General features: G+C 39.8%; 18 protein-coding genes. 4 read left to right on the top strand and 14 right to left on the bottom strand.

All coding sequences use genetic code 11. The features are described from left to right. Window positions 1-24: 24 nt before the first annotated feature. The 6 genes from BW986_RS14990 to BW986_RS14965 all read right to left on the bottom strand — a co-directional run bounded on the left by BW986_RS14990 (window position 25) and on the right by BW986_RS14965 (window position 5,854). On the bottom strand, window positions 25-1,356 hold the full coding sequence (locus tag BW986_RS14990) for a CitMHS family transporter (protein ID WP_076368678.1): 1,332 nt from the start codon (window positions 1,354-1,356) through the stop codon (window positions 25-27). 199 nt (window positions 1,357-1,555) lie between these two features. Further along, window positions 1,556-2,719, bottom strand: a complete 1,164-nt coding sequence (locus tag BW986_RS14985; RefSeq protein ID WP_076368677.1) for a CaiB/BaiF CoA transferase family protein — start codon at window positions 2,717-2,719, stop codon at window positions 1,556-1,558. 133 nt (window positions 2,720-2,852) lie between these two features. Next, window positions 2,853-3,737: a hydroxymethylglutaryl-CoA lyase gene (locus tag BW986_RS14980; RefSeq protein WP_076368676.1), complete on the bottom strand. Its 885-nt coding sequence runs from the start codon at window positions 3,735-3,737 to the stop codon at window positions 2,853-2,855. 18 nt (window positions 3,738-3,755) lie between these two features. Then, entirely contained in the window at window positions 3,756-4,430 is a 675-nt protein-coding gene (locus BW986_RS14975) for a GntR family transcriptional regulator (RefSeq protein ID WP_076368675.1), read from the bottom strand. Between the two features lie 358 nt (window positions 4,431-4,788). Beyond that, a complete protein-coding gene (locus BW986_RS14970; protein WP_076368674.1) occupies window positions 4,789-5,430 on the bottom strand; it encodes an Ntn hydrolase family protein in 642 nt (213 codons plus the stop codon). A 178-nt stretch (window positions 5,431-5,608) separates the two neighbouring features. Further along, a complete protein-coding gene (locus tag BW986_RS14965) occupies window positions 5,609-5,854 on the bottom strand; it encodes a DUF1450 domain-containing protein (RefSeq protein ID WP_076368673.1) in 246 nt (81 codons plus the stop codon). A 241-nt stretch (window positions 5,855-6,095) separates the two neighbouring features. On the opposite strand from BW986_RS14965, the gene hppD reads away from it, so the two are divergent. The 4 genes from hppD (at window position 6,096) to BW986_RS14945 (ending at window position 10,722) form a co-directional block, all read left to right on the top strand. After that, complete coding sequence (gene hppD, locus BW986_RS14960; protein ID WP_076368672.1) at window positions 6,096-7,217, top strand: 4-hydroxyphenylpyruvate dioxygenase; 1,122 nt, start codon at window positions 6,096-6,098, stop codon at window positions 7,215-7,217. Between the two features lie 63 nt (window positions 7,218-7,280). Then, window positions 7,281-8,222, top strand: a complete 942-nt coding sequence (locus tag BW986_RS14955) for a hypothetical protein (protein WP_081395636.1) — start codon at window positions 7,281-7,283, stop codon at window positions 8,220-8,222. Then, a complete protein-coding gene (gene fahA, locus BW986_RS14950; protein WP_076368671.1) occupies window positions 8,219-9,514 on the top strand; it encodes a fumarylacetoacetase in 1,296 nt (431 codons plus the stop codon). Before BW986_RS14955 ends, fahA begins: the two co-directional genes overlap by 4 nt. A 50-nt stretch (window positions 9,515-9,564) precedes the next feature. Next, window positions 9,565-10,722, top strand: a complete 1,158-nt coding sequence (locus BW986_RS14945) for a homogentisate 1,2-dioxygenase (RefSeq protein WP_076368670.1) — start codon at window positions 9,565-9,567, stop codon at window positions 10,720-10,722. Between the two features lie 255 nt (window positions 10,723-10,977). Here BW986_RS14945 and BW986_RS14940 read toward each other — a convergent pair whose 3' ends face one another. The 8 genes from BW986_RS14940 to BW986_RS14905 form a co-directional block, all read right to left on the bottom strand. Continuing rightward, window positions 10,978-12,459: an aldehyde dehydrogenase family protein gene (locus BW986_RS14940; RefSeq protein ID WP_076368669.1), complete on the bottom strand. Its 1,482-nt coding sequence runs from the start codon at window positions 12,457-12,459 to the stop codon at window positions 10,978-10,980. 89 nt (window positions 12,460-12,548) lie between these two features. After that, window positions 12,549-13,928 carry an aminotransferase family protein gene (locus BW986_RS14935; RefSeq protein WP_076368668.1) on the bottom strand — a complete coding sequence of 460 codons (1,380 nt, stop codon included), beginning with the start codon at window positions 13,926-13,928 and terminating at the stop codon, window positions 12,549-12,551. Window positions 13,929-14,107: 179 nt separating this feature from the next. After that, the gene (nhaC, locus tag BW986_RS14930; RefSeq protein WP_081395635.1) at window positions 14,108-15,568 is read right to left on the bottom strand and encodes a Na+/H+ antiporter NhaC; all 1,461 of its coding nucleotides are present in this window, start codon (window positions 15,566-15,568) and stop codon (window positions 14,108-14,110) included. Between the two features lie 408 nt (window positions 15,569-15,976). Then, the gene (locus BW986_RS14925) at window positions 15,977-17,218 is read right to left on the bottom strand and encodes a M20 family metallo-hydrolase (RefSeq protein WP_076368667.1); all 1,242 of its coding nucleotides are present in this window, start codon (window positions 17,216-17,218) and stop codon (window positions 15,977-15,979) included. Between the two features lie 54 nt (window positions 17,219-17,272). Then, window positions 17,273-17,962, bottom strand: coding sequence for a DUF1028 domain-containing protein (locus BW986_RS14920; RefSeq protein WP_076369040.1), 690 nt, complete (start codon window positions 17,960-17,962; stop codon window positions 17,273-17,275). A 94-nt stretch (window positions 17,963-18,056) separates the two neighbouring features. Beyond that, a complete protein-coding gene (locus BW986_RS14915; RefSeq protein ID WP_081395634.1) occupies window positions 18,057-18,488 on the bottom strand; it encodes a RidA family protein in 432 nt (143 codons plus the stop codon). Window positions 18,489-18,518: 30 nt separating this feature from the next. Beyond that, window positions 18,519-19,109 carry an FAD synthetase family protein gene (locus tag BW986_RS14910; protein ID WP_076368666.1) on the bottom strand — a complete coding sequence of 197 codons (591 nt, stop codon included), beginning with the start codon at window positions 19,107-19,109 and terminating at the stop codon, window positions 18,519-18,521. Between the two features lie 28 nt (window positions 19,110-19,137). Then, on the bottom strand, window positions 19,138-20,601 hold the full coding sequence (locus BW986_RS14905) for a 4-hydroxyphenylacetate 3-hydroxylase family protein (protein WP_076368665.1): 1,464 nt from the start codon (window positions 20,599-20,601) through the stop codon (window positions 19,138-19,140). Window positions 20,602-20,666: the final 65 nt, after the last annotated feature.

Here is a 20,666-nt window from a genome sequence, read left to right as displayed (position 1 = left end):
AATGATTTTGTTAAGTATTCATTTTTAGAAAGAGATTGTCCCTAATATCACTCCTACAATGATATAAATAAGAAAAATCCCTAAAGACCATTTTGCTGCATATTTATGAAGGTCACCTAGGCTGATTCCAGTTATGTGAATCAATAAATAAACTGATGCTACGAGTGGACCCATAATACCAAAAGGAGTTCCGTATAATGCAGCTGTTCCAATTGATAAAGTATCAATGCCGTAAGTAGAAGCAGTTTCAGCCAGGACTGGCAGAATCCCGAAGTAAAATCCATCTGGACCAATCAAGAAGATGGCAGGTGCACTAACAACCGCAGTAATTAAAGCCATATATGGACCAAGGTCTGTAGGGATAATGGAAACAATCGATTGTGCCATAGAATCAGAGATTGGAGTACCTTTGAAAATTCCCGAGAAAATCCCAGCAGCAAAAACCATGGTAACCACTGCTATTGCATTGGGTGCATGAGCGGCGACTCGATCTCGTTGATCATTTAAGACTGGATAATTAATGAGCAGTCCTAGAGCGGTACCAATGATAAAGAGTACGTAAGCAGGTAACCATTCTAGTACAATGGCAATCATAATAACAATTGATAAAAGGAAATTGATCCAAATTAATTTAGGACGCTTAATGTTTGTGTTTTTTGGTGAGATATTTTCTATTGTAGCGCTTTCAATTGCAGCATCTATTATGCTTGCTTCAGGCAATGATAAAGATTCTGTATTTATCTTTTTGTATCTAGTCCGTTCTTTCAAACCGATAAAATAAGCAACGGCAATAACATACAGCAAACTTGCAAGCATTCCTGGCAACATTTGAAGATATAATTCAGTTGGATTAAGATTTAACACACTCGCTACACGGCCAGCAGGTCCTCCCCATGGAACAAGTGTTGTGATACCAATTTGCATGATTGTAATGGAGGCCAATATGATAGGACTGATCCCCATTTTTTTATATAGAGGAAGGAAAGCTGTTACAACAATCATCATCGTCGTGGATCCATCACCATCAAACCCTATTATTCCCGCTAACACAGCAGTTCCTACGATAATCTTTAGTGGATCTCCTTTAGCTAACTGAATAATTTTTGAGGTTAAGGGATCAAATAACCCTGTATCTACCATGACACCAAAATACAAAATGGCAAATAACAAAAGAATAGCGGTAGGCGCAACATTTTGAATACCTTCCATTATCAATGTCCCTAATTCTGGTCCAAACCCTCCGATTAAACCAAAAATGATAGGTACAATTGTTAGGCCAATAAACGGAGATATACGTTTTGACATGATCAAAAATAAGAAGGTACAAATCATTGCAAACCCTAAAATAGATAACATAAACTTCCTCCCCAAGGTTCGTTATTGGTACCGCTTTCAAAAATCACCCGAAAATCCACTGTAACCATCTCTTTTTTTTCAGGTCAGAATAAGAGCATTATAACCCCTTATAGCTTAAAGGTATTCATTCCCTTTCTACCTCTATAGGCCGACAGACAGGCATGAAATTTTATGATATATCTAGCAAAAATAAAGTGCACTATTTTTGCTGATTCAATTTTTTTCCCCCAAGGACTTCGTCGTTATGTTGTCCCAGTTCAGGACCAATCCATTCAATGCTACCCGGAGTTTCTGATAGTTTTGGTACAATTCCTGGAACTAGTACCTGCTCCCCATCCGGCAAAGTGACCGTCTGAAGCATATCACGTGCTTGATAGTGTTCATCCCTTACAATATCTTCAATATTATAAATAGGCCCAACCGGCACACCAGCCTCATCTAATATTTTTTGCACTTCTTTTTGTGAGTGTTTCCTAGTCCACTCTTCAATAACTTGATCTAGATATTCCGCATTTTCAGCTCTGCCATTATTGGTTAAATAAGTCGGATTTTCCGCAAATTCTGGTCGCCCTATCGCATGCGCAAATCTTTTGAAAATGCTATCGCTATTTGCTGCAATGACGATATATTTTCCATCTGCACATATATAGGTATTTGAAGGAGCGATTCCTTCCAATGTAGCACCTGTTCTTTCTTTTATTATTCCTTTTAAATCGTATTCTGGCAGTACGCCTTCCAGCAAAGAAAATACCGCTTCAGTTAGAGCCACATCCACATATTGTCCTCTTTTTAATGGATCGTTATCCCTCGCTCTTAATGCCATTAACGTACCATTCACTGCATATAAACCTGCTATGGAATCTCCAACTGCTAAACCAACTCGAACTGGGGGACGATCAGGAAATCCTGTCAGGTATCGGAGACCACCCATTGATTCGGCAACGCTGCCAAATCCTACTTTATTTCGGTAAGGACCTGTTTGACCATAACCAGAAATCCTTGTCATTATGATACTGGGATTAATTTTCTTAATATCTTCATAGCCAATTCCCCATTTCTCCAACGTTCCTGGACGGAAATTTTCAATAATTACATCTGCATCCTTTGCTAACTCCCAAACCATCTCCTGCCCCTCTTCTTCACGAAGGTTAAGAGTTATAGATTTTTTATTTCTTGCATGCACGTACCACCACAGGGACGTTCCGTTATGCATCACTCGCCAATTTCGTAAAGAATCCCCTTTATTAGGATCCTCAACCTTTATCACTTCAGCACCAAATTCACCAAAAATTTTCCCAGCAAATGGAGCTGCTACAAAGTTACCTAATTCTAAAACTTTAATACCCTCTAAAGGTTTTCTCATAGGATTACCGCCCTTCAATTATTAACATTTCACTCTTGTTTCCCTAATAAGGTAAAATGTCATTTTTAAAATTAACTGAATATTCAGATAACGTATACAATTAACTGCGGGGTTCTTTCCATTCCTAATCAATTTATACAGTTTTTTTAAAATTTCTAGCATTATTCAACAGCTGAGGGAATGCTTTATCTAAATTCTTTACCTGTTCCAAATCCAACCCCGTTTTGATGTTCTGTTTTTCTAAAAATTCCACTACACGACTTGCCTGAATATTCCCTGGAGAACCAGGAGCATACGGACATCCTCCTAGACCAGCTTGGGCTACATCAACTAAATGAACACCAGCCTGTATCCCAGCCATAACATTTGCCAAACCGTATCCATATGTATCATGCAAATGAAGTCCAATAGGAATGTCCGGAAATTTCTCTGCTAAACGGCTACAATATTCATATACCTGTCTCGGTGTTGCTTTGCCGATTGTATCTCCCAAGCCCAATTCACAAATCCCATTATTAACCAGGAACTCTGCGATCCTTTCCACCTCTGAGTACGGTACGATCCCAGCAAACGGACAAACAAATGCGGTTGAAATTGCACCAATTGTTTTTCTACCCTCCTTAGTGGTTTCTTCAATTAAATCTTTTATTTCAATTAAAGATTCATTGGAACTCTTATTTAAATTTGCCTGGTTATGCTGTGTGCTCGCAGACAGGAAAAAAAGCGCATTGTGTATCTTTGAATTTAGGAACCTATCTAATCCCCGTCTATTGGGGACCAAAGCTTCATATTCTACTCCACGAGCCATTGGCAGATTTTGTCCTAATTCATCCGCATCTTGCATCGCAGGAACCCACTTTGGATGAACAAAGGACGTGACTTCCAAACGTTCAAATCCTGCTTCAATTAAATTTTTAATTTTATTTATCTTTTGATCGGTTTCTACAAAAACTGGCTCATTTTGCAGACCATCTCTCAATGTAACATCACGAATTTTAAGTTTTTCTGGAAAAATCATTTTTTCACTCTCCTTTTATTAATATTCGTCATCCTTAACACCAGAGTACATGGAAACATAAAATTGATAATCACGTTGAATATGTGCCTTCATTAACTCCTCTGCAGCTTTCCCATCCTCATTTTTTATAGCATTCCATATCGCTTTATGTTCATCTGCACCCTCTTCTATTCTCTTAGGGATATTCAATACGGCATTTCGATAAAAAGAAATTAATGAATTCAACTGATTCATCATTTTCAGCAAATAAGGATTGCCACTAGCCTCCACAATCAGGTAGTGAAATTGGCTGCTTAGGATCTTTAATTTTTCAAGCTCTTTCTTATCAACCATGAGGTTCATTTTATCAACTGAATCTGACAATTGTTTACGCTGTTTTTCATTCATACGTGAAGCGGCATAAAAAGCTGCTGTAGGTTCCAGGCTTAGCCGGCATTCGTAAAGATATTTAAAATCTGAAAAAGTTGCGCGGTACACTCTTACTCCGCCTCTTGGACTGACGGAAACTAATCCTTCACTGTTTAACCTGCGGATCGCCTCTCGGATTGGACTTCTACTGACACCTGTTTCCTGAGAAACTTTTCCTTCCACAATTCGTTGGCCAGGTGGTATGTTCCCGCTTACAATTTGTTCATGTAAATATTCATATACTTGATTTTGAAGAGTTTGCGACTGTACTGTTTTTAATTTCATTTTTATCACATCCGTAATCAAAATTTTCAGATAATGTATACAAAAAAATATATGTCTACATCATCATAAATCAATTTATTGTTTTTGACTATAGTGTGATATTTATATTGTCAGCATCATAACATATACTCGTTTTTTAATTCCACCTGCCCTTCACTGTGAAAATAGTGTAATTAGAGCAATTTATACACTAATTTTCACAATTTTTCTAAATATTATTACAAGTTTCCCACTCCTGCAAGCTTATACTCTAAAGCGGACATTCTGCAAAACAGCTATCTTTCACCGCGTTAAAGTTAAATAGTTTTCTCAATTCTCATCATAAAAGAGTCTGCGGGGAGCAGCAAGTCTCTTTCTTTTAACAATCAAGATTCATATGGTCAACCTTAATAATTCCATCCTCATCAACGTCTATCTCAAATAAGCCATTTTTGGTTAAGAATAAAGAATACGTAGCCTTACTGACCTTTTCATTGTTTATCTGACGGATGGCTGAAGAAAATTTATTGATAAAATAACTCATATCTGTTCTGGTGTCATCCACTTTATTTATTAAATAATTCCCAAGGTACATCATTTCTGTATTCGGAAACGTTTTATAAAAAAAGTCGAGAGGATTGCTTTTTTGAAAATCATCATCTGAAGAGAAGTAAGTGACACGAGGTATACCATCAGCTGTAACCCCTGCCAATATATAAACAGTTGCATAATCTTGTTCAGGATATAACTTCTTGAATATCTCCAATGAATTTCTAAACATTCTTTGTGATTGAGCCTCGATTTCTTCAATTGAAATTGTTCCAAGTGAAAACATTTTTAGTTCTTCCATACATATATCGATGATATTTTTAACACCCGCAAAGGCAAAGATCACATTTTGATTTAATGCTATTACTTTTTTTTCATCATCACTAAAGTTTTCAGTCCCTCTGTAGGTTATTCTTTTATCAGCCATGATAAAAACACCATTTTCGAACTTTTTACCAATTAATGCAGTCATAATTAAATTCCCTTCAGAATAAAAATAAGGCCCTACTATCATCAATTTGGAGTAGGGCATACTTATATTTTATCATACATAGATCCCTTCTGAAGGCCTCAAGTTTGCGGATGGTAACAACCCTAAAAATACAATTCTCGATCAAAACATCTATCAAAAAATTTTTTTATTCTTCGTTTTACACAGTTTCCCTTGGTTTAATGCTAGCCACATATTGATTGATTTTTTTATAAAGTTCATCCGGATCGTCAGCAACAATATTTTCACCATTTATAAGTGCAAATGGGTCCATCAAACATTGACCGCAATATAACAAGCACTTATCCTCAATAACCTCCAAGTCGCTGCGCTCAATTAATTTTCCCTTTATAGTTTCCAACTCGTCTTCGAAATTACATGGACAGAACTTTACGTTAATTTTCATGGTTAACTCCCCTTCAGTTTTTGTTGCCAACATTTTAATTGGATTAACCAAATGTTTGCAAGAGTACACTCAAACGCATACTCGCTTTAACGGTTTAAAAGACTGATGCCGCAAATACTAAACGCGTTAAAACACATATTTGCGCGTTGGATTTTTATAGATTAAGATGTGAAACATTACAGAATCCGAATTTCGAAAATTCTGTTTCTTAAAAGTTAAAAATGATAAAGGAGTGGTTAAAATGTCAGAAAAAATGGTAGCATCACCTAAAGCAAAAAAAGAAGAATTGTTCCCGGTAAAGAATGTTCATTACGTAGAAATCTATACAGGAAACGCAAAGCTGGCAGCTTATTACTATGCAAAATCTTTCGGTTTCAAACTTGTAGCATATAAAGGATTAGAAACAGGTTCCCGTGACCGTGTATCTTACGTGATGGAACAGGGTGCTATCCGATTGATTTTAACAGGCACCTTATCAGACGATACAGACGTTGCCGAGTTTATTAAACTTCATGGCGAGGGTGTAAAAGATATCGCCCTCCTCGTAAAAGATCTGGATAAAACATTTGCGGGTGCGATAGAACGAGGTGGCATCGCTCTTCGGGAACCATGGGTGGAAGAAGATGAAAACGGCAAGGTGAAAAAAGCGATTCTAGGTACATATGGGGATACAATTCATACGCTTATTGAACCAATCGATTATAAAGGCGTATTTATGCCAGGGTTCGAAGCTCGCGAGGACACATTTAAATCTCAACCAACCGGTTTAATTGGTGTTGACCACCTTGTTGGTAATGTGGAAGTTATGGAAGAATGGACAAACTATTATGAAAATGCATTCGGTTTTACAGTACTCAAGCATTTTGATGATGAAGACATTTCGACCGAGTACTCTGCTTTGATGTCAAAAGTCATGATGAATGGAACAGGACGCATTAAGTTCCCAATTAATGAGCCTGCGGAAGGAAAGCGAAAGTCTCAAATTCAAGAATACCTAGATTACTATAATGGACCAGGTGTTCAGCATCTTGCCCTTTTGACAAACGATATCATCGGGACGGTGGCTGCCCTCAAAGAAAATGGTGTGGAATTTTTAAATACCCCTGAGACTTATTATAAAGAACTTGCCGATCGTGTAGGAAATATTGATGAAGATGTGAAACGACTTCAAGAACTTAATATTTTGGTTGATCGTGATGATGAAGGCTACTTGCTACAAATCTTCACTAAACCACTTGTTGATCGTCCAACGCTGTTTATCGAAGTCATTCAGCGTAAAGGTGCACTTGGATTCGGCGACGGGAACTTTAAAGCATTGTTTGAATCGATTGAACGTGAGCAAGAACTTCGCGGAAATATTTGATTTGGAACGGTCATACCGTTGTCTCTCACGGTATGGCCTCCTTTAATAGGAGGTGTGAGGTAGTTGTTAACTAAAGTAAATGTTAAGTGGAGGGAAGAAGCGGTCAGTCATTTTATGACCGAACTTATAGATTATGCAGGTCTATTTCCACCGGCCGCGCTTCCGCTTCCAAAAGCTATTTCAAATTTCCATGCATACATCCATGAATCGGACAGCTGGATGCTCGGCCCGTTTGTTATTCCTGCTTCACGATTGGGTGAACTTATACCATTTAAAGCCCAGTTTAATGATCAATATCCACTTAGGTTATCTGTAATTTTAACGAAATCCGAAGAAATCGAAACCGAAATGGAAGCTATCCGACTTTTTTTAGAAACATATAAAACCGCGGGAACCATAGAAGCAATCGAGTTTCCGCTTCCACCACAGATTAATTCTTCCTTCTTAGAGAATCTTGAAAAACGAACAGGGAGTTATCCCATTTATTGTGAAATGACAGGAACGAATGATCAACTTCTAAATACATTGGAAACCATCCATTCGATTAATCAAAAATCTCTGAAACGTATAGGTATCAAAATGCGCATGGGTGGAATCGCGGCTAATTTGTTTCCTTCTGTCAAACAAGCCGCATTCGTTATACACGAATGCCAGAAACGAGAACTGGCACTTAAATTCACAGCAGGACTGCACCATCCGATTCGCCAGTACCGAACGGAAGTGGAAACACGTATGCATGGTTTTGTTAACGTATTTACCGCTTCTATTTTGGCATATAGCCGTTCTGTCAATACAGCAACCATTCAAGCCATTTTGCTTGATGAAGACCCAACAAATTTTTCATTTACAACAGACTCGCTTTCCTGGCGCGATTTTACTGTCAGTTCGGCCGATATCTTCAAAGCGCGCAGTTTCTTTGCAGCTTCATATGGAAGCTGCAGCTTTAATGAGCCTCAGGAAGAACTAGGAGAGCTAACTATTTTTCATGGGGAGGCAGTACGATGAAACATTCCTTTATTGAGACAACACCAGAATCACATTTTCCAATTCAAAACTTGCCATACGGCATTTTCCAAAAAAAAGGGCAAAGTCCCCGTGCCGGTACAGCCATCGGTGATTATGTTCTTGATTTATCTGTAATCGATGAAGTTGGATTGCTAAGTGGGACCGGTGCAGAAGAAAAAAAAGTTTTTTCCTCTTCCTCTCTTAATCAATTTATGTCACTTGGCCGTCCTGTCTGGACTGCTGTACGTAACAAACTTCAATACCTTTTGGATTCGAAAACGCCTGATTTACGAGATAATGAAGAGCTTCGTTTGAAAGCGTTTCACCCATTGACAGATGTAGAGATGCTTCTTCCTGCAGATATTGGAGACTATACAGATTTCTATGCCTCAAGAGAGCATGCGACCAATGTGGGTACAATTTTCAGAGGGAAAGACAATGCCCTCATGTCAAACTGGACACACTTGCCGATTGGTTACCATGGACGTGCCAGTTCCATCGTACCAAGTGGTACCCATGTGCGTCGCCCTTCGGGACAACGCAAACCAACGGGTGCAGATTATCCAGTATTTGGTCCATCTATACAGCTTGATTTCGAACTTGAAATGGGCTGGTTTATTGGAACTGGCAACCCTCTTGGAGAACCAATTCCAGTTAATCAGGCAGAAAATCATGTTTTCGGGCTCGTACTCGTAAATGACTGGAGTGCACGTGATATCCAAGCATGGGAGTACCAGCCTCTTGGCCCTTTTCTTTCAAAAAGCTTTGCAACATCCATTTCGCCATGGGTTGTGCCGCTAGAAGCGCTGGAACCTTTCCGTACTGCTGGACCGCAACAGGATCCAGAGCCGTTTCCCTACTTGCAGCAAACAAAAGATGGAGCATTTAATATTAACCTTGAAGTTCATTTGGCACCAGAAAATACAGAACAAGCAACCAGAATTACGAATACCAACTTTAGCTATATGTATTGGTCAATCGCTCAGCAAGTCGCTCACCATACCATTACAGGCTGTAATATCCGTCCTGGTGACATGCATGGATCTGGAACTATCAGCGGTCCAAGCCGTGAAGAACGAGGCAGCCTCCTTGAACTTTCTTGGCGCGGCACAGAACCGCTTCAACTTAACGACGGCGGTGAACGAAGCTGGATTGAAGATGGGGACAAGTTGACTATCAGCGGGTGGTGTCAAGGAGATGGGTATCGAATTGGATTTGGTCAAGTAAGCGGTCAAGTTTTACCAGCCCTTTCGGAGGCACAGATTTTAGGCAATCAAAAAATGAAGATTTAGCAACTAATATACTAAATGTAAAAGACTGCTACATGGAAGGAGTTTAGGCAATGACACATTATGTTAAAATGGGCCGCATTCCCCATAAACGTCATACTCAGTTTCGCCAGGAGGACGGAAGCATATATTATGAGCAATTGATGGGTACGAAAGGTTTCTCGAGTATTCAGTCACTCATTTATCATATCAATCAACCAACACAAGTAAAAAAAGCACAAAAAATTCGTGATGTTCGTTATGAATATGAAGAAAAAGATGCATTAAAACATCGTCATTTCCGGACATGGAATACGGATGTTGGCGGCGATTTTCTTGAAGCTCGCAAAATTTTCATGGCAAACGATGATGTTGCACTTGGCGTTGCTCGCCCTAACCAGCAAATGGATTACTTTTATCGAAACGGTGAGGGTGATGAAATGTTGTTTGTCCATGAAGGAAGAGGCAAAATCGAAAGTATTTTCGGTGAACTAAGCTTTTGGCCAGGTGACTATCTCATCATTCCGATTGGCACCACGTATCGCGTAGTCTTGGAATCAGAAGAAGCTCGATTTTTCATCCTTGAATCGAATTCATCAATTGTACCACCAAAACGCTATCGTAATGAGTTTGGCCAACTTCTTGAGCACTCGCCATATTGTGAGCGTGATTTCCGGACACCAGAAAAATTGGAGCCTAAAGATGAAAAAGGAGAATATGAAATCAGAGTGCGTGCACAAGGCATGATCACATCCTATACGTATGATTTTCATCCGCTTGATGCGGTTGGATGGGATGGTTACCTCTTCCCTTATGCGTTCAGCATTCATGATTTTGAACCAATAACCGGACGTGTTCATCAGCCACCGCCAGTTCATCAGACGTTTGAAGCACATAATTATGTTGTATGTTCATTTGTACCACGTATGTATGACTATCACCCAGAAGCCATCCCTGCTCCTTATGTCCACAGCAATGTGGAAAGTGATGAAGTGCTATATTATGTGGATGGAGACTTCATGAGCCGCCGCGGCATCGAAACCGGATCGATTACCCTTCATCCAAGCGGCTTACCTCATGGTCCGCATCCAGGTAAAATTGAAGCAAGTATCGGTAAAAAAGAAACGCGTGAATTAGCAGTCATGGTCGATACATTCCGTCCGCTGTATATCGTAAAAGAAGCACACGCTATAGAAGATGATGCGTATATGAGCAGCTGGCTGCCAAAATAATAACTGTGTTTTCGATCAGTTCATCTCTATATCATTCATGAAATAAAGCCGGAGCCAAAATCCCACAAGCTCCGGCGCCTTTGTTGTCATAATAGGTCTTCGCTATAAGCAATTTTTCCTTTAAAAACCGATGACTGTAAATATAGATCCCCAAGCAAAAAACAAATCTGTAAACTGGTTTTCTTTTATATCTTTATTCCTATGTGATAGATATATTTAAATACGGCTTGATAGTGATTTCACCACAAACTATATTCATTCCAAATTTACCCAAACACTCTTCACCTCGGTATAACTTTCTAAAGCATAGGCACTTAAATCTCTACCAAATCCCGACTGTTTATATCCCCCGAAAGGAGAGGCAGGGTCTATTACATCATAGCAATTAATCCAGATATTCCCTGATTTTAATTGATTAGCAACTTTATGTGCCATTTTCACGTTCTCTGTCCAGATACCCGCACCTAAACCGTAAGGAGAGTTGTTTGCGCGTTCAATGACTTCTTCCACCGTATCGTAAGGCATGACAACGACGACTGGTCCGAAGATTTCCTCTTTTGCAATCGTCATATACTCTTCTACATCAATAAAAATAGTCGGCTCGACAAAGAAACCTTTATCCGATTTTCTTCCGCCTGTTACTGCTTTTGCTCCTTCTTCTTTACCAATGTTAATAAATTCAAACACGCGGTCTTGTTGTTTTTTAGAAACAAGAGGCCCCATCGTCGTATCTGTATCCAATCCATTTCCAAGCTTAACGTTTTCAGCTAGGGAAACCATACCGGAAACAACTTCATCGAATTGATCCTTCTGAACGTATACTCTCGACCCCGCACTGCAAACTTCTCCTTGGTTGAACATAATGCCGTTGAACACTCCGGGAATCGCTTTTGAAAGGTCCGCATCAGGGAGTATGATATTAGGCGACTTTCCCCCAAGCTCCAGCGTCAACCGTTTCATTGAATCTGCGGCTTGTTTCATTATTTGCTTCCCGATAGGCGTCGAGCCGGTAAACGAAACTTTATTTACATCTGGGTGATCCACTATTGCATGACCGGCTTTCGCACCGAATCCAGGAACAATGTTAAAAACTCCTGCAGGAAATCCTGCTTTTTCAACAAGTTCTGCAAAATAAAGTGCCGATAACGGAGTCTGTTCAGCGGGCTTCAAAACAACCGTACAGCCTGCAGCTAAAGCCGGAGCCACTTTCCATGAAACCATATTAATAGGGTAGTTCCAAGGGATAATTTGTCCTACTACTCCGACTGGTTCGTGACGAGTATAGTTTAAGAATGGACCGGAAACAGGAATTGTTTGCCCCATATTCTTTGTCGCCCAACCAGCAAAATACCGGAACGTTTCAATCGTACCTGGTACATCGACGGACCGTGTTTCATTTATTGGCTTTCCATTGTCCAAAGTATCTAATTGTGCCAGCTCTTCTTGATGTTTTTCAATAAGGTCAGCTAATTTCAAGATGAACTTTGCTCTTTCAGCGGCACTCATCTTTGACCATGGCCCCTCATCAAATGCTTTCCTTGCTGCCTTAACTGCCAAATCTATATCTTTTTCTTCCGCTTCATAGACTGTTGCCAATATTTCTTCAGTAACTGGATTAATAGTTTCAAAGGTTTTTGAAGAACACGATTCCACAAATTTTCCATCGATGTACAACTTTTTCGTACCTTTTAAAAACTCACTCACCTTATTGCTGATTTCAAGTGTTTGGTTCGCCATTCTTGGTTCCTCCAGTCTAAAAATAAACATGCCAGAGATCGAGCCGCTAAGCCTTCTAGCTCTCTAGCATGTTGTATGAATCCAATCATTTATTTAATGGTTTTATTAAATTCAGTCACTGCTGTATCGATGATATTGATCATTTCCGAAATTTCTTGTTTATTAATGATAAGCGGCGGAGCAATGGCAACAATATCCTTGCCCTTTTCAAAGTCTGCAGCTCTTAAAATCAATTTGCGTTTGAAGCACTGATCAACGACAAACGAAGCTGGTTTGACTGATTCTGCAAATGGTACATCCAAGTCACGGTCCTGCTGAAGCTCAAATCCGGCAAGCAAGCCGACCGCTCTTGATTTCGTGAAATACCGGTGTTTATCCGTTAAGTATTCAAACCCTTTCTTCAGCTCTTTCTCCATTTTGTTAACGTTATCAAGAATGTTGTCGCGTTCGAGAATTTCAATCGTTTTCAATCCAACGGCACAAGCTGTTGGATGTCCGCTATAAGTAAATCCATGACCTAAAATTTGATCATATTGAACGATAGTATCTCTGATTTCTTTATTAACCAAAACGCCGCCAAGCTGGGCATAACCGCTCGTAATCCCTTTTGCTACACTCATGATATCAGGCACAACGTCCCAGTTATCGACACCGAACATTTTTCCGGTACGGCCAAATCCACAAATGACTTCGTCAGAAATCATCAGGATATCATTTTCTTCACACAGGGCTTTAACTGCTTTTAAATAACCATCAGGAGAAACGTGAACTCCTCCTGCACCTTGAATTGGTTCAAGGATTAGGGCAGCGATGGTTTCCGCTCCTTCTTTTTCGATGACATCACGAATGCATCCTTCATAGTTCGGATCATTTTTATCGCCAAGCTCACAATTAGTCAAATGTGATTTTGCCCTCACCATATCGGCATCTCTTGAACCTGCAAAACTATGGAAAGCATCTATGCCAGTTGCTGTTCCAGCAGAAACCGTTGCACCATGGTAGCTACGGCTTATCGATAAGATTTTTTTCTTTGTTGGACGACCTTTTAAATTCCAATAAAAACGTGCTAGTTTAAAAGCCGTATCGTTTGATTCCGACCCACCGGATGTGAAAAAAATAGCACTTAAATCACCAGGTGCTACGGAAACTACTTTTTCGGCCAAGCGAACAGCTTTTTCATTTGAGTAGCCATAGAATGAAGAACTGTAAGCAAGAGTAGACATCTGATCATATGAAGCCTGCGCAAGTTCCTTGTTTCCATGTCCTAAATTCACATTCCAAAGCATGGAAGCGCCATCAATATATGTATCACCTTTAATGTCTGTTACACGGATCCCATTTCCTTCTTGAAAAATTATTTTTGGGCCATTTTCAATAAACAATTTAGGTACAGTCGTTGGATGAAGATAATGTTTTTTGTCTGATTCAATTAATTTTTCGATTTTCGACTCGGTTTTAGAAATTACCATATTCCATACCTCCCAATGTAATAACTATTTAAAATCCCTAAAATGAAACACTTTCGCTATTAACCTAGTAAAATTTATATTGAGAACAAATAAGGAATTATTCCTTAAATAAATATATATATTATAATTAGACTATTGTCAATAATCTGAATAATTAATCCAGTTGTTTTTTATGATTTTTATTCCATTGGAAAAGAAGATTCGAGATCTTTACCTTTATTCTCACTTCTCTTTCCAGCTAGTTCTTCTACTTCTAAACGGTTGATTTTTATATTTAAATATCCAAAAGCGATAGCTACAAAAGTACTGATATAACAAAAGAATGCATACGGCGCATATTCAATCGGAGAAACACCTAGAACAGAAAACATAAAAATACCACAAGTGGTCCATGGAATAAGACTTGCTGTCACTGTCCCGCAATCTTCCAATGTACGTCCGAGCAATTTCGGATGCAGCCCCCGTTTTTTATATTCATTCAAATACATGCGTCCAGGGATAATAACGGACATGAACTGGTCACATCCTACGATGTTTGAAGCGATACACGTACCAGCAGTCGCTGTAATTAAGCTGCCTGTCCGTTTTACTTTCCGAAGCAGCGACCCAAGAAGAGTTTCCAATATTTTCGCTTTTTCGAGAATAGCGCCGAATGATAGAGCGATAAGGATTAAAGAAACCGTATACATCATATCTTGAATCCCACCTTGGTTTAACAATTCATCCGTAACTTTGTAACCCGTTTTGGCAGCATAACCATTATTCATGATGTTAATCATATTACCTAACGAAGTCTTTTGGACAAATAGGGAACAAGCCCCACCAATAAGGACCCCGACAGTCAAGCCAGGAATGGCCGGTATCTTCAAAATGAAAATTAGCGCAATAAATAGTAACGGAATTAATAAAAACGGCGAGATAACGAATTGATCTGAAAGAATTCCTTGAATCTTTTCAGCCTGTGACAAATCTGCACCTTCTCCACGAAATTTAAACCCGAGAAATGCATACAGCATTAGCGAAATAATGAGTGTGGGGAATGTAGTGTTCATTAGGTTCCTAATATGTTCAAAAAGGTCTACACCCACAACCGCCGAGGTGAAGTTCGTCACATCCGATAAAGGGCTCATCTTATCGCCGAAATAAACACCCGATACGACTGCACCAGCAACCATCGGTAATGGAACACCCAAGCCATGCCCAATTCCCATTAACGCTACTCCAATCGTACCAGCAGCAAACCAGGCATTTCCAGCGATGCTGACAAGAACAGATATGATGCAGGCTGTAACAAGAAAATACGTTGGAGATACGACCCCTAATCCATAATAAACCATCGATGGCACAATTCCAGATGCCATCCAAGCTCCAATGAAGGCCCCGATTATCACTAGTATCAGTAAGGCTTTAATTGATACACTAATTGTTTTTACTAAGTGTTCTTCAATTGAATGCCAATTATGACCAAGCTTCAAAGCGACGATCACTGCAACGACCGTACTTATTAAAAGGGGTACATGTGGATCAGCACCATAAACACCAATCCCAATTGCCAGTGCACATGCCATAAACACGATTGGTATTAAAGCTAGCCATTTAGAAGGGGTTTTCACCACATTCACATTGTTTTCCTGTTTCACTCATTTTCACTCCCCGTTTACTTTTTAACTCCAAGTTTCGATTACTATCTAAGAAATTTTCAAAAATTTGATAGCGCTTACAATCTTAAACGGTTAAAATGAGCGTTTGTCAGTTAAAAATGCCATTAATCAATCCCCCTGACTTTTTTAAATTAGCATCATGTAATTAAAAAGCTACCATAATAGAATTTAACTCTATTTAATCTCTAAAGCCATACTTATTTAATAATAGAGGGCATTACTCTATCATTTTTGGTAAAAAGTAACGAACGGAGCAATATTTCTAATAGAAAAAAACACCAAGAAACTTATTTGTTTGAAAATGCAAATATCCTTCATGAAAAATCGGAGCCATCGTGTAAAGCTGACTATACTATTTAAAAACTTGAACTCATAAACTGAGGAATTTCACGTCAATTCCCGATCAATGTTCATAATTCCCTGCAAAATTAAGTTACCAGCTTTTTCAATATCCTTAGGCAGACTGTATTCTTCTGGACAATGACTCTTCCCATCAATGCTTTTCACGAAGACCATAGCTGATTTTGTAATCATTGCCATATGAGCTGCATCATGTATCGCCATACTGGAGAACGTCATAAAAGGTTCTTCCATCTCATGAGCTGTGCTTTGTAATATATGAACAATATCCTCATCCAAAACAACTGGTTTTTGATCAAGAAAAACTCGGTGCTGAATGTCCACCTTTCTTTCCCTGGCGATTTCTTCCCAAACGCTCTGTATTACGTTGACCTTATGTTGAATTCCCTCTTCTGTTTCTCCTCTGACTTCATAGATAAAATCAACTTGTCCTGGAATAATATTTGCTGCATTCGGTAAAACATTCAATTTACCGACTGTTCCAACTACACTGCTGCCACTTTCTTGGCATTGACGTTCCACTTCAAGGATCATTTCAGCTACAGCAGTCAATGCATCCTTCCGATGTTCCATCATTGTCGTACCGGAGTGGTTAGACTGCCCGATAACCCTTACTTTACTTCGATAAGTTCCGACAACTCTGTTGATGACCGCCATGGATATATTTTTACTTTCCAACCGCTGTCCCTGCTCAATGTGCAGTTCAATAAAACCCTTTTTGTTCTTTCCCATTTCCTTCATCATTGGGAATTTATCAAGGCCTCCCCCAGCTTTAATCAGTTCATCACTAAGCCGGGCACCTGTTGAATCAAAGACATCTTTCAGCATCTCGATTTTCAATCGGCCGACGAAAGAACGGCTTCCGAACGTTGATAAGTTAAAATCATTCGATTCTTCTGCCGTAAATGAAACGATTTCCAAGTCATGGTCAAGAATCACGTTATTTTCAATTAATGTTTTAATAATTTCTTTCGCCATAAGAACACCTAACGGGCCATCATACTTACCTCCATTCGGAACGGAATCAAGGTGTGATCCAATGACAATACTGCCTTGTTTTTTTCCACTCCCCTTGTGCCTTCCCCAAATATTGGCGGCCCCGTCAATAGTGACCTTTAAATCTATGTCCTCTAATTCCTTTATAAACCGTGCACGCACTTCATGATCGGCTTGTGAAAAACTGGGCCTTGTCACCCCTCCTTGATCATTTTTTCCGTATTCAGCATACTCCTTGATGTCCGACAATAATCGGTCAATATCGATTTTCATAGCTGCTCACTTCCACCCTTCTCCCAGGAACTCCAAACTGGTTAGCGTTACCTTTTATTCGTCACCTTTTACCCCATAGGAAGGTGCAAGCTCCGGCTCAATTGCCCTAGATTTATAATTTTCCGCTTGCGGACTATAAATCTCCCATAGTTTTTTCAAATCATTTAGTGGATCATCGCTATAATCAACACGCAGATCTACATAAGCAAACGGAGTATCCGGATGATAGACCAAGAGTGCAATAGAATGTTCTTGATCAAGCTCCCCTCCCATGTTAAAACCGAGTTCAAGAGCTGAAATTAACCGCTCAGGTAAAGAAAGGTCCTTCCGTTCAAGAAAATGTTGGCCCATTGCTTTTGGGATTTCTGGATTGCTTAACAGGTTACCTATGCTGGCAACATTATCAGCATAATAGTCCCCGTGTACTCCAAGCGCTTTTTCACCTGTAAACACGCTTGATTCACCGTTGGTATCGACAACAGCCAGCTGTCTAAAATCAGGAAAGTCCGAGGCAGCCACCATTGTCCGAATTGACGCCTGGGCGCCGTAACCTTTTTCCAAAGCTGAAAGTCCTATGTCTGCTAGTCTGGGATCTGTGACATTTTGCGTCAGGATGACACCTATATTTGATTTGACCCAGGGACATCTTGCCCCAACAGCTGGGCTGCTGGAAGTGACAATAGCTCCTAAAGCTCCTGTTCTAGAGCAACGTCCTGCCACGGAAAACGTACTTGTTATGTTCATTTTTAATCCTCCCTTGAGAAAATAAGGAGCAACAAGCATGATTCTTTTCAATAGTTGCTGCTCCATTCATTTAATTTATATTCGACATATCCCCTTATTCCTTACCGCTAATAATTGCTTCGACGTCTATTTCCACCAGCATTTCAGGAAGAGCCAGCCCATTGACGACAAGTCCTGTACTAACTGGATATACGCCTTTAAAATGCTTAGCAATAACAGCGTAGGCTTCTTTTCGATAGGAACGATCAGTGACATAAGTTGTGAGTTTGCAAACGTCTTCCATTTTCCCCCCTGCTTCTTCAAGCAACTGCTTGATGCAGCGACAAGCATTCTCTGTCTGTTCAGTAACATCATTCTCCCCGTGAAAATTACCTTCCAGATCAAATGCAGTTTGCCCTCTCATGAAGATACGGTTTCCAGCACGGACAACCATAGAAAACTCATTTGCTACGTGATGAGATTCCTCCCCCATATCAGCTGGATAAAATTTATTCGTTTCAAATTTACGGTATCTTTTAATTTCCATTTTCTTAATTCTCCCTTGCTTCTTATTATATTAATGAATTTCCAACCTATTTTTTCTGGCATATGGGTTCTCACACATTGAAATCATCGTAAAACACTCGGCCCCTAGCAGCTTTTTTGCCTGAGGGTAGTTTCCTTGTTGCAAAAGCTTGCGAATGCGTGAAGAAGAGATCATTTCACCTCGTTCACATGTCAGGGGCTGTAACACTTCTACTTTAAAATAGCGGCGTAATACATCGATGGTGCCCTTTCTATTTTTTCCGAATAAGAAGTTAGGGCCTTCCCAGATTTCAATGGGATTTATTTCTTTTAATTCTTCAATGAATACCGGAACTTCCTTTTGAGTAAACGCTTCATCAAATGGACCGACTATAACATGGTCAACTCCTAGCATTTCGAGGCGCTGAAGCTTCTCTTCCACTGACATTAACAGTTGGCATCCTTTAAAAAAGACTTTTGGAGGAGGATCAAAAGTATATACAACAAAAGGAACTCCAAGCTTCATGGCCCGTTCTTTTGCCTTTAATAGCAATGCTTGATGCCCCCTGTGGATGCCGTCGAGTGCACCAATCGATAGAACCGATTCAGAAAGCTGTAAGGTGCCTTGTGTATGTATTTCCAATGAAAACTTCCCCTTTCTATATTCAAGATTACTGATTAGTAACAGTAATAGCCGCTTTTAAATCCGCTGCTTTACGAACCATTTCGCGCTGTGCTTCCATATCGAAGCTATTGAAAACTGACATCTGTTGAGCAAATGGAGGACTTTGAGCAAACAATTCAAAAGTAGTTCTATGGCCTGCGTAAGAAGAATTCAAAAGGTCTCTCGCAAAGTATAGTAATTTTCCTCTTTCTTTCGCGCTCCACTCACCAACGGAATAGTACTTATCAACATATTCTTGAATCGCTGGATCTGCAAACGTTTCGGAATCTGGTGTAACGGCTAGTTGCCCTCCTACGAGTTCCCTTGTTAAATGCGCCATCGCCGGGAAATTAGATAGTGCAAATACACGGCCAGTATACAGAAGAGATTGGTTTGGCATCATTAAACCGCCGGGGCTGACTTCCGCATTTGCAACAGCAGCTGTTAAATGAGCATTAATTCCTTCACGATAATTAATAAGCTGAGATATTTTTTCCCTTACTGCCTGCAGCTTTGTCAGACCTGTTTGTTCAACGTTCAATAAAGCCGTTCCTAGCAAATAATCTGCTCTGCGCAATACTCTAAGGACGTAGTTAAAGGCAGAATACCGATGCAGTGTGGAACGAATGTACGCAGCAGAGGCCAATGAACGATGGAACAAGACATTTTCCCATGGAATTAGTACGTTATCGAATATTAGCAATGTATCAATTTCTTCAAATTTTGTAGAGATCGGATAATCTGTATCATTTTTTCCTGTCCCGAGAGACGTACGGCAAATGTGCTTTAATCCGGGAGCTCCCATATCAGCGATGAATCCACAAGCGAACGGCGCCATAGTTTCTTCTCCGGCTTCCCAATTCAAGATAGTCGGTTTAACGAATGCCTGGTGAGCATAGGCGGCAGCCGTTTCAAACTTCGCACCTTTTACGACAATTCCTTTATCGTTTTCTTCAACAACATGCAGCAGGGTTCCGCCATCTTTTCCGCTAAAAAGTTTGCTTCGATCACCTTTTGGATCCGTATTAGCGGAAACATGGAACAAATCTTCTCTTGCCACTCTATCGATATGATTCGCAATATTTTTCGCATAAGAAGGGTTAATTTCATTTAATTTATCCTGCGCGTCATATAAGGACCACATTTCACCTATCGTTTCATCCCCAACACGGTATACCACTCCGCCAAGATCATCAAGCACGGTTTCCACGTGATTGCGGATTCCAGTTAAATCCTCTTTAGTCTTTGGAGCTTTATACGCTCGTGAAACGACTTCGCCATCTTCCAATCTAGTTGTTAACTTCTCCTTTTTTTCAGGTTCAAAGGCCATGTCATACATTCTTGCTTTCACATCAACTATCGGTTTGAATGATGGGTGTTCAGCTACATTTTTGACCCTTTTCCCATCGATGAATACTTCCCTGCCGTCATTCAATGATTCACGATATTGCTTACCAGTCATTAAAGCCATACTATTTCCTCCTTTTAGATGATTTGTTATCCAATTTTCATTTTGAAAGGGCTTAGACCAACAGC

This window comes from Peribacillus simplex, from assembly GCF_900156045.1.
Lineage (GTDB): Bacteria > Bacillota > Bacilli > Bacillales > DSM-1321 > Peribacillus > Peribacillus simplex_D.
Note: the sequence above shows the minus strand (reverse complement) of the source record. Positions and strands in the feature narration are given on the sequence as shown.

Coding starts and splice junctions, on each gene's coding strand:
- BW986_RS14905 (WP_076368665.1), bottom strand. CDS start 20,601: ATGGCTTTAATGACTGGTAAGCAATATCGTGAATCATTGAATGACGGC.
- BW986_RS14925 (WP_076368667.1), bottom strand. CDS start 17,218: ATGAAAATCGATATTGACCGATTATTGTCGGACATCAAGGAGTATGCT.
- BW986_RS14965 (WP_076368673.1), bottom strand. CDS start 5,854: ATGAAAATTAACGTAAAGTTCTGTCCATGTAATTTCGAAGACGAGTTG.
- BW986_RS14980 (WP_076368676.1), bottom strand. CDS start 3,737: ATGATTTTTCCAGAAAAACTTAAAATTCGTGATGTTACATTGAGAGAT.
- BW986_RS14985 (WP_076368677.1), bottom strand. CDS start 2,719: ATGAGAAAACCTTTAGAGGGTATTAAAGTTTTAGAATTAGGTAACTTT.
- BW986_RS14935 (WP_076368668.1), bottom strand. CDS start 13,928: ATGGTAATTTCTAAAACCGAGTCGAAAATCGAAAAATTAATTGAATCA.
- BW986_RS14915 (WP_081395634.1), bottom strand. CDS start 18,488: ATGGAAATTAAAAGATACCGTAAATTTGAAACGAATAAATTTTATCCA.
- fahA (WP_076368671.1), top strand. CDS start 8,219: ATGAAACATTCCTTTATTGAGACAACACCAGAATCACATTTTCCAATT.
- BW986_RS14990 (WP_076368678.1), bottom strand. CDS start 1,356: ATGTTATCTATTTTAGGGTTTGCAATGATTTGTACCTTCTTATTTTTG.
- BW986_RS14970 (WP_076368674.1), bottom strand. CDS start 5,430: ATGACTGCATTAATTGGTAAAAAGTTCGAAAATGGTGTTTTTATCATG.
- BW986_RS14945 (WP_076368670.1), top strand. CDS start 9,565: ATGACACATTATGTTAAAATGGGCCGCATTCCCCATAAACGTCATACT.
- BW986_RS14940 (WP_076368669.1), bottom strand. CDS start 12,459: ATGGCGAACCAAACACTTGAAATCAGCAATAAGGTGAGTGAGTTTTTA.
- BW986_RS14975 (WP_076368675.1), bottom strand. CDS start 4,430: ATGAAATTAAAAACAGTACAGTCGCAAACTCTTCAAAATCAAGTATAT.
- BW986_RS14920 (WP_076369040.1), bottom strand. CDS start 17,962: ATGAACATAACAAGTACGTTTTCCGTGGCAGGACGTTGCTCTAGAACA.
- hppD (WP_076368672.1), top strand. CDS start 6,096: ATGTCAGAAAAAATGGTAGCATCACCTAAAGCAAAAAAAGAAGAATTG.